14 protein-coding genes are annotated in these 9,313 nt (G+C 41.5%); 9 read left to right on the top strand and 5 right to left on the bottom strand.

The genetic code is table 11. The features are described from left to right. Window positions 1-17 precede the first annotated feature (17 nt). Together RM368_RS37210 and RM368_RS37205 are read right to left on the bottom strand one after the other, a co-directional pair. Window positions 18-308, bottom strand: coding sequence for a DUF5674 family protein (locus tag RM368_RS37210; RefSeq protein ID WP_322698708.1), 291 nt, complete (start codon window positions 306-308; stop codon window positions 18-20). A 31-nt stretch (window positions 309-339) separates the two neighbouring features. Further along, window positions 340-609: a hypothetical protein gene (locus RM368_RS37205; protein WP_322698707.1), complete on the bottom strand. Its 270-nt coding sequence runs from the start codon at window positions 607-609 to the stop codon at window positions 340-342. A 44-nt stretch (window positions 610-653) separates the two neighbouring features. On the opposite strand from RM368_RS37205, the gene RM368_RS37200 reads away from it, so the two are divergent. From RM368_RS37200 to RM368_RS37160, 9 genes are all read left to right on the top strand, one after another. After that, window positions 654-947, top strand: coding sequence for a hypothetical protein (locus RM368_RS37200; protein ID WP_322698706.1), 294 nt, complete (start codon window positions 654-656; stop codon window positions 945-947). A gap of 155 nt (window positions 948-1,102) precedes the next feature. Further along, the gene (locus tag RM368_RS37195; RefSeq protein WP_185582776.1) at window positions 1,103-1,405 is read left to right on the top strand and encodes a hypothetical protein; all 303 of its coding nucleotides are present in this window, start codon (window positions 1,103-1,105) and stop codon (window positions 1,403-1,405) included. A gap of 3 nt (window positions 1,406-1,408) precedes the next feature. Then, the gene (locus tag RM368_RS37190) at window positions 1,409-1,984 is read left to right on the top strand and encodes a hypothetical protein (protein ID WP_322698705.1); all 576 of its coding nucleotides are present in this window, start codon (window positions 1,409-1,411) and stop codon (window positions 1,982-1,984) included. Window positions 1,985-1,998: 14 nt separating this feature from the next. Beyond that, a complete protein-coding gene (locus RM368_RS37185) occupies window positions 1,999-2,271 on the top strand; it encodes a hypothetical protein (RefSeq protein ID WP_322698704.1) in 273 nt (90 codons plus the stop codon). A 336-nt stretch (window positions 2,272-2,607) separates the two neighbouring features. Further along, window positions 2,608-3,018, top strand: a complete 411-nt coding sequence (locus RM368_RS37180) for a hypothetical protein (RefSeq protein ID WP_322698703.1) — start codon at window positions 2,608-2,610, stop codon at window positions 3,016-3,018. Next, window positions 3,018-3,734 carry a hypothetical protein gene (locus RM368_RS37175; protein WP_322698702.1) on the top strand — a complete coding sequence of 239 codons (717 nt, stop codon included), beginning with the start codon at window positions 3,018-3,020 and terminating at the stop codon, window positions 3,732-3,734. The genes RM368_RS37180 and RM368_RS37175 overlap by 1 nt, the downstream gene beginning before the upstream one ends. A 232-nt stretch (window positions 3,735-3,966) precedes the next feature. Continuing rightward, entirely contained in the window at window positions 3,967-5,883 is a 1,917-nt protein-coding gene (locus tag RM368_RS37170) for a hypothetical protein (RefSeq protein ID WP_322698701.1), read from the top strand. Window positions 5,884-6,042: 159 nt separating this feature from the next. Further along, window positions 6,043-6,378, top strand: coding sequence for a hypothetical protein (locus RM368_RS37165; protein WP_322698700.1), 336 nt, complete (start codon window positions 6,043-6,045; stop codon window positions 6,376-6,378). A 77-nt stretch (window positions 6,379-6,455) separates the two neighbouring features. Further along, a complete protein-coding gene (locus RM368_RS37160; RefSeq protein ID WP_322698699.1) occupies window positions 6,456-6,647 on the top strand; it encodes a hypothetical protein in 192 nt (63 codons plus the stop codon). A gap of 179 nt (window positions 6,648-6,826) precedes the next feature. On the opposite strand, the gene RM368_RS37155 is transcribed toward RM368_RS37160, so the two are convergent. The 3 genes from RM368_RS37155 to RM368_RS37145 all read right to left on the bottom strand — a co-directional run bounded on the left by RM368_RS37155 (window position 6,827) and on the right by RM368_RS37145 (window position 8,954). Beyond that, complete coding sequence (locus tag RM368_RS37155; protein WP_322698698.1) at window positions 6,827-7,210, bottom strand: toxin-antitoxin system TumE family protein; 384 nt, start codon at window positions 7,208-7,210, stop codon at window positions 6,827-6,829. Beyond that, the gene (locus tag RM368_RS37150; RefSeq protein ID WP_322698697.1) at window positions 7,200-7,490 is read right to left on the bottom strand and encodes a hypothetical protein; all 291 of its coding nucleotides are present in this window, start codon (window positions 7,488-7,490) and stop codon (window positions 7,200-7,202) included. The genes RM368_RS37155 and RM368_RS37150 overlap by 11 nt, the downstream gene beginning before the upstream one ends. Window positions 7,491-7,718: 228 nt before the next feature. Then, on the bottom strand, window positions 7,719-8,954 hold the full coding sequence (locus tag RM368_RS37145) for an AIPR family protein (RefSeq protein WP_322698696.1): 1,236 nt from the start codon (window positions 8,952-8,954) through the stop codon (window positions 7,719-7,721). Window positions 8,955-9,313 lie beyond the last annotated feature (359 nt).

Below are 9,313 nucleotides of genomic sequence, written 5' to 3'. Positions count from 1 at the left end.
ATGATTTCGCTTTTTTACTATTTGCTTATTCCGGAGAGTGACAGAAGAGGGTTATTTTGCCGGGGGCGGAGATTGACAATCGATTCAAAAATCATTTTCCCAGTCAAAGGCATAAAACTGGCTGCCCAGATATTTTCTTGCCGACTACCATCACCCAAAAGAGCCTGTTCGCAGTCATAATGCAAATCACCACCACCAACCAGCACCCGACGTTCGATATCGACTGCTGTTTTTATGTAAAACTTGTGTTCAGTAAGCATTTGTTCAAGTTGCTCCGGGGTAGCGCTCTCGCGTAACAGCAAAATCATTCAACTGAAAACCTCTGTAATATCATCAAAGCTAACTAGAAGGGCGCTCTGTTTCTTGCAACCAACCCAAAATAGTCAACGCCAACTCCCAGGATTCGCGCCGCTCCCAATTAGGTAAGTGATTTAGTACTTGTGCAAGGAATATTGCTGGGTTTTCCAATTCTCCGCCACGAGCCGCAACACCATCCCTAACGAGCGCCCCCAAAGTGGCGGCTTGATTCCCTTTATAGTCAGGCTGTCTCTTAATTTCATCAACAATCCAGTCCGGTACTGTGATTGTTTTAAATCCTGATTTCGGCATACATAACAGAGAAATAATATAAAGATAGTACGGCAGTTTGCGTTATGTTTGCAAATATCTGTGCGGTATGGTACGTTAAAGAATGGAATACTCCCACAATAGCTTCACAAATAGTAGGAGCAATCGTAATGAAAAATATTGGTATTAAGCCAATACATTCTAAAGAATTTAAAAAAGTCCATAATTTCTCGACTTACCAAATGAGTCGTTTGTCAGGTTACTCAGTCGAGGCGCTAAAAAACTGGTTAGCTGATGAAAATAGCTCCAGATTTGTCGAACCAAAGCCGTATGTACTTAATCATTTTGGGGCGATTCATAATTACTTATTAAGAAGTTAGTGTTTCCCAAACACTAAGCCATTAGAAAAACCCTCCCCTCCAGTCAGTGGTTTTTTTATTATTAGTATTATCAGTACCGGAATTCAATCGGAATTTAATCGGAACTCAACCGGAACTCAACCGGAACTCAGTCGGAACTCTAGGAGCCGAAACCATTGCTAATTCAGGGAAGCTGTGTAGTTGAAGAATTGTTAACACGAGAGGAGGCAGCCAAAAAATTGGAGCCATCAGTTGGAATTAGACAGTTCCAAAAGTATCTAGACTTAGCTTCTTTATACTTGCCGGAATTTGAGGATTTTCGGGACGAAGATAATGGAGGGTTAAACGGACGAGCGAAGTTGACAAACTGGCACTTACCTGTGCTTCAAAGAATTAGAAGTTACGTTTTAGCCAAAGGTTCTTTGAAAAAAGTGGCAATTGAATTAAAAAATCACCCCGAAAAGTTTTTAGGAGCCTAAATCATGATCGTTAAAGAATTTGCACAAGCTCTCAACAAAGTACCTGGAAAAGTAGTTGATGAACTACGCCGTCAATATCCAGAGCAAAAATGGACGGTCGATTCACAAGTTCCAGAGGAGATTTTAGCTAGATTTCGAGACATTACTAATAGTGAGAGATTACAGCCTCAACAATCACCCATAGCAGGTATACCCGAAGCTACAATCACCAAAGCTGATGAGGCAATTCAACAAGCCTCATACAAGTTGACTGCGGCTGATAAAGAGACTATTTCTGGTGCTATAGCCGTTCAAAATGAGCAATCTAAGATTTTGGGTGCATCAACTGGTGTCACAGGAGCTTTGTTGTTCATGGAATCCTTGATTGGAGCCAAAGGGACGGTGTTGGATGCCTTCGCTGAACAATCCATGTTGGAAGTTGATAACCAGATTACCGAGATAGATCAGAGTTTGATTAATTTGGCAGAAGAAGCCTCAACAAGGCTGGGGAAGTCGATTCAAAAAAAAGAACAACTCAAAGCGCGACTCAATTTGTTGCGGGAGAGAGTCAGTTCAATGGGGACACAGATCCGATTTTAGAAGCTTATAAAACAGTGGCAGTATTGCTACAAATTCAAAATGAAACTGTTGCCACTGTTGCCGAAATTCGATTACTTCAAGAACTATTAACTCATCAAAGGAAAAAACAGGTCATGGATATTCTGAGTACGGGATTGTTTGCTACTTCGGTTGTTGGCGCTTTCGGTGGTAGTGCATATATCGTTGGTAGCGTTGTCGCTACTGGATTAATTGGCAGTGGGATATTCATTCTCTTGGGATTACTTGTAGGTATAGGATTGACTTTTCTGGGACGGGCATCAAAGTAAAAGTGATGGGCGATAGTGTTTCACAGCACTGTTTCATGAAACGTTTCATGAAACTGTTTCAACGGTTTCATCAATGTTTCAGGGCGTGAAACACCATGAAACAGCATTCCCCCAGCGTGAAACGTGAAACATGAAACATGAAACACCAGCTAATTCCTTGCTCAAAAGCCCTTATGAAAGGTAGTGATTCATCCAACTGTTTCACAGCACTGTTTCACAAAACTGTTTCAACGGTTTCATCAATGTTTCAGACTTGTGAAACAGCGTGAAACATGAAACGCCTTGTTTTAGATGGGAAAAATTTGTACCAAGAAAGCGCTGTAGCACAGTAGTCTCATGTATAAGAAACAACTGTATCTAGCTTTGGCTGGTGTTGGCATTTGTATCTTGCCTGTAATCATCCCCTTAGTACCCAAATTGGGGGCTTATGCCGAGATTCAACGGTTAAAAGCCTCGGAAGAATTAGAGCGTTCACGTATAGAAGAACGGGCAAAAACCAGCTATGCGTTATATGAAGCCGGAGTCATGCCCACAAGTCGCAAGTTGAGAATTACCAATTACTTTGATAGCGCTAAACGCAATCCCAGACCAGATACAACCCTTTATCAAGATGATGAGATTATTGATGTTTTTGACGCAACGGGTAGGTGTATTGGACGAATTGAAGAAGGAATTTGGAAGTGGAAGCACAAAGCCAAAGAGATTTGTAAAAGCGTTCAAAATATCAAACCAGTGAGGAAAAAGTAATGGCTAATAGTTCATCAAGTGCGGAAACTAATAGTACTGGCAACAGCGATAGTAAGCCTAAAGGTAAGAAGCGATCGCTTGGTGAAATCATCGATTTTTGTGCCAAGGCTGTAGTGATGATTGTCGGTTTACCCATTAGAGCAGCCGCCGCGATTGTCAATCAGTTTGTTGCTAATGGAGGTGCAGGTCGCGCGTTAGTTGGCGGGATTTTATTTATCGGCGGTTCCATGATTAGTGCTGATTCAACTTGGCAATTAATCTTTCAAGGCCCGCCTGTATGCCCGTGGTTTGAGCCGACTTGGAATTGGCTAAATGTGCCGTTTGCATTGCTTAACCCGTTTTTTTACCTTGCATTCATAATTTCTGTAGGCGTTCAGGTCATCGAAGCCCACGCCCTACGGGGTAAGAACCCAGATTCCGCACGACGGGAGCTTCAAGACCACATGGTTTATGACCTTGAAACTAAGCCTAGTGGCAAGATTGACTTAGTAGGCCAACTCTGGGCGGACTACAAAACCGCAGGTATACGCGATCGCTCAAGCGCTGGGCTAGTTGTGATTGCGGTTTGGGCATTCGATATTGTCACCACCTTTGCTGCTCGTAACCCATTTGAATTTACAGCACCATTCATGATTTTGGGCTGTATTTTGTTTAACATCGGCACAATGATGGCGGGTGAAATTGGGTTTGCCATCTGGCGGTTGACCAAAGATTAAAACCAAGTCGCAAGTGAGAAGTCGCAAGTCGCAAGTAAGTTTTGTAACGGGGATTTAGACCCCGCAAACACATACTTGCGGCAGAAGCCGGGGACTTAAACTGAACCGTTTGAGAGTTCTTCACTTGCGACTTGCGACTTGCGACTTGCGACTTGCGACTTGATTAAAGTGAGCGCCGCTCAATAACTCTTGAGTCGAGCGGCACTCAATAACTCTTCAGGGCATTTCTTTTATGCAAAGTAATAATATCCCGAAAATTACAACTAAGGAAACGGAATATTTACGCGAATCATATCCTAGCTTGTCTCACTTGGAAGCCGGAAATATTGCCCAATGGCTGCAAGAAAGAAAAGATGGATTATTTGAAATGGCCCGAGTTTCTGAGAACGAAGCAGACATGACCCGTGTACTTGGTTTATTGGCTTCTGGGATCGGAGCAGTTTGTTATGCGGTCAATCCACTGGCGCTAGTTGGTGGTTTAATTGGCGGCGCTGCGTGGCTATGGTTTGTTGTCGAACATTCCAACAGAACCAAGGAGATTGCCCCCTTGCCTTTTGTGCGTGGTAATTTTGTAGACGCTCTAGCTCGTGCTGGGGATTATGATGCTAGGAGCAATTATCAAGCGGATCATCTTGCCAATACTGTTAAATTCCTAGAACGACAATCAGCAGAAGAGTACGCTTTTCTCCATGCTGAATTTGAAAATATTAGTCAGTATTTAACCCAAGTTGAGCCAGGAAAACGTTTTTACGCTTATCGCTGGATGTTTGGCTGGTTTGGCAAGCTCAAGGGTCGTCAGCTACCCACTTATGAAAGCATGGCTCTCCATTTACAGAATGTGACAATTGACAGTCGGGTGAATCGGTCGGAGATAAGTGCGATCGCACAGGCAAACGTCCAGTTACCACCGACCGTAGATATCAAGCAGTTTCAATCACCGACTGTAGATATTGGCAAAATGAACCAAGCTGCGGAGCTTTCTAGACCGACAGAGTTACAACCATCTTCCTCTGATGAGCTTGCACCAGAAACTTTAATTAATCTTCCTCTGACTAATAGGGCAAACGCACTTATCGCTGCTTTAACGAAAAGTGGATTCCAAGTAGAGGATATGATGAGTTCTCAAGTCATTGCGATCGCTGGTACTCAACGAGGTGGCAAGGGAACTTTAGCAGCAATCTTGGCAACATTATCAACAGCACTTGACCCCGCATTGAACACCCAATACTTTACAGCCGGGGTGGACGTTTACCCCTTTGCCTGCAACTTAACCTCTGCCCTTAAGTACCCAGATATTGATACAGATGGGGCTGATCAACTCGTCGCTCGTGATTTATTGAAATTTCTTAAGGGTTTAGATGGAAGCGAACCTTACTCCCATAAAAACTTACTGCTAGTAATTGATGAGGCGATGCGGTTGCTGTCATTGTTGGAGGAGAGCGATCGCACCTGGGCGATTCAATATTTACTTTCTCGCTTCGCTAAATCTGGTGGTACATTAATTATCGTGCTGCATGGCTCCAACCTGACAAGCGTGGTCGGTAAAGCTACGGCTGGGCTGGCAGATACCTTTAAGCAATCAGTTAACTTTATTGGTTGTGTAGCTCAAGCGGTTAGCGCTGGTGGTTTACGCAAAATGAATGTCGCTAGTGGAGAATATTTCAAAGCCAACCCTAACAACTTTGGAGAACCTGTTAGCGGTGGCAACTTGGGCATGATTCCCGAATGGCTAAAGACCCATTTGCACCCAGGCAATGGGCAACCAGATCCGGCTAGAACATTACTTCAATTCTTCCCGGAATTAGTTCAACAGCATGAAAGGGCAGTCATACCCAGAGGGGAGAAAATTGCACCATCAGACGCAGTTAATCATCTGGAGTCCATTTTTTCAAAGCCTTATCAAGAAGTGGAATTTCTGGAAGTAGAAGAGAGTAGTGTTTCTGAGGCTGATTTGGAACAGATTGTGGCGATCGTTGCAGCTACTGTTAGCCCTCCAACTTCTTTTGCTGCTATCAGAAACAGCCGCAAGTGGGGCGAAGAGAAAAAGAGTGTTCTTTACTTGAGGAATGCCTTGTCACAATTGATTGACAGTAACCGATTGTGCGGAAATGAAAAAGATGGTTTTAGCGTTTTTAACATTAACCACTAATATTCGTCACAGTGACCGTTGAGTTCCGGTCGAGTTCCGGTCAAGTTCCGGTATTCTCACATCTCCAAGTCCGACTGAAAAAGAAAGCCTTTTTATCTCTCCAGCAAGATTTAATTTTTCTAAATATTTTCTGGAATGTCGGAGCATAGAGAGTTTAAAATGAGTGATAAATTAACTTATTCTTTACAAAAATTAGCCATAAGTCCAGTTAAAGCAGACAGACTGGCTATTTGTAGATTGGAAAAAGAGTACGGCGCTTCTTTATCAGAAATCGTTGGTGAACTCGAAGATTATACCATAGTCTATCAATCCATATCAGACGAAAGGGCTAAACCCAAAAATCAGTTGATTATCGTTTGCTGTTATGGCTGTCTTTGGGGCGCAGTTATCGGAATTGCGACGTTGTTTATCAAGCCCAGCGTTACTGTAGCGGCGATTGGGTTGGGTTTTACAGCTGGGGTGTCTGGGAAATTGCTGGTTCAAAAAGAGGAATAAGTTGAAGTAGTTGAAGATTGGTTTTAATTGTTTGGTTTTAATTGTTTAGCTTAACTCTTGGATTTATGGGAGTAAATATGTCTTGGTCTAAATCTATTTCTCTTAATGTTGCTAATAAGCTTTTTGACGTAATTGGGGTTTCTTTTGAGCAAAACGAATTAGAGGGTGGTTACATCGCTAAACATGAAAGTAAGACCTTGAGAAGGCCAACATTGACTGCTTGTTGTATAGCTGTTTTGAGTGATTGGGTAACAATTAAAGAGGATTAATTTGAGTGTAAATGGATAAGGGATAATACAAGGAATGTGAATTTCTGGCAGAGCCATTGCTAAGGTCAGACTACGCTTTTGTAACAAGGGCGTGGTCTACAACGAAAATAAATTAGTCGATGTCAAGCGATCGCTGAAGACATTGTGGACATTGGCAACGTCTACCATAGGCATCACACTTATCCTAATATTTTCTCAATTTCTTTTAGGATCTCAGCTAAAAAAGGAGCATCTGATTTAACGATATTATCCTCACTTCCATCATGTTTATGATGAGGAAAGGTAGTCAGATTTAATTTTCGGTGATGTTCAGTATTGTCATAGCGAAAAATTAGATTATTCTCTGAATTCATATATTGATAGCTATACATTTTTCTATCAAGGGATATTTCAACATAAATAAATTCCCTCAAATGCAGCAAGGAGTTATCTTTAAATTCGAGTTTGGCTCTGATAAAACCTTCATACATTCCTCTTTTTTCATTTTCTATATGAAATATTTTAACTATCTCGGAGGATTCAATTAAAATTTCAACTTGCTGAAAATAATCTTCAATCAACAAAATCAATCTCCTCTATGGATTCTTTTGCTTGTTGTAAATGTGCCAACATTCGAGCTTCTCCAATCCACTCATCAAAGTCAAAATTATGGGATAATTCATCATTATTAAACTGAGTGATAAATTCTTCAGTCGATAATTTATATTTGGTTTCAAATTCCTGAATCCTTTCTTCTGTTCTTTTGATTCCTGCTGTCACACTCTGTAATCTTTCTGACAAAGCACTTTGAATAATGCGTTTGAGGGAATCTGGATCTTTTGACCGGAGTTTGAGTTCAGCCATTATTTTTCCTCTCTTGCTACTCTTGAATGAGCAGTTGTTATTGTATATGAAAATGGAAAAGAATCTGTGAGCAATAGCACTTTTTCGATTTCACTTTCTTAAGCTATCAATTAAAACAGTTATCAGTTATCAGTTAAAACCCAAGGACTTTACGACTTGACTGACAACTGTTTACTGTTAAAAGCCATCGCCTATCTAAAATGAATTTTTTATAGTAAACTTATACTATTATTTCTTACCTGCTTGCACACGCCCTTTTGCACCTTGTGTCACCTTCGGTTCTTCTGACTTACTGGAGTTAACCATTTTCACCAAGTGCTGATTTAGATAACTTTGCGCCGAAATATAAAGACTTTCCCAAATCTCTTGATTGCGGCTGATTTTTGTGCCGACTGTATTCCCTGCTGTTTTTTCCGACACCAAATATTTACGGAAGTAGTTATTCCACAGGTGTTGGAGAAAATCTTCGGCGAATTCGTCAAAAGGAATAATCCATTTATATTCCTTGTCTAGAAATACCCGATATGATGCGATTATCGGTAGTGCCAAGTCAGTTGGCGCACCAAACCCGAATGAATACTTGCTGTCAGGCAATAACGTCGTTTTACGTATATCAATTGAAGCTAAATCGTTAGCACCCTTTCTTCTGGGGTTGCTGATATATTCTTGAATTATTTCATAGAGTCTTTGCTCTATCCACAGAGCATGAGTCAAGAGAGGCAGTAAAGCAGTTAATCTTTCCCTTTCTGCGTCTGTGATATTACTTGGGAGACTCATCCCTGCTGGGTGTTTGGTTCGTTTATTGCCGTCGGGGTTGTATTTATTTCTGTCAAGGCAGTAAAGGAGCTTGAGCAAATGGGTTACATTACACTGGGCATTTCTGGGAGCGCCGCTTTGGTTTTGGTAATAAGCGATGCGGAATTTTCTATCTTCTTTCTGTTCTAACTGAGCTAAATACTGCTTGATGAATTTGTAATCACCCCTAGCGTTGACTTTGGAGCGAGAATCTACTGGAGTTGTGGTGTTGGAGGCCAGGGCTATATCCTTAGCCTCGTCTTCCGAGAGTCCGATGTGAATCGTAACTTTTACCCTCGCTTGGGTTAAGTCGTATTTGTAATTTTTCGCTTGCTCAAATGCTAAAACTGTATGCCCACCGTTGATAATCCCATCGCTACCGCCCTCGTTAGCTTCTAAAATTTCTAGCTCCAGTTCAGTTTTGTTCTTGACAGGTTTAGCAATATTAGCTGACAGAACGATTCCACTGTGGCGAGAGAAGAATTTTTCGGGTTCGGTTGTCAGTGAGTCGAAGACTTGTCTGTAGGTCGCGCTTTTGCGGTTCGGTTCGCGGATGTTCGGTTCTAGGGGGAGGTCTATCGGGAAGCTGTCTACATGGGCGGTGGCAATGATGCAGTTTGGGTTCGCTTGAAAATAGTTATCTATTTTTAGATTCCAAGTCTTGGGCATAGTTGATTTGCAATGTCAGGGGAATTTCCATGTTAACTAAAACCCGTATCTAATATCCCGTTTCTCGCTAATGCCAAGTACAGAATTATGTTGCGTCGTCTTGTTCTCTAAAGATTTACTTTATAAATAGTCTCTAATGATGCTTCCTTTATTGAAACGATGGAAGAACTCTATTAGCAAGTGAAAACCAAAAATCAGAACTTGATTTAAATTCTTATATACTAAGTACAGCAAGAGTACAGCAAGATGGCGATCGCTCCTTCCGTGCAAATCCTTGTAACTCTCTCCTGTTTAGAAAGCAGTTAGGGACTTCCAGAAAATAAACTATTCCACTACCAGTAATGATAATCATTTTAAAG

It is taken from the genome of Nostoc sp. DedSLP03 (assembly GCF_034530815.1).
Classification (GTDB): Bacteria; Cyanobacteriota; Cyanobacteriia; order Cyanobacteriales; family Nostocaceae; genus Nostoc.
The sequence above is the reverse complement of the archived record's forward strand: the minus strand, read 5'-3'. Positions and strand labels throughout refer to the sequence as shown.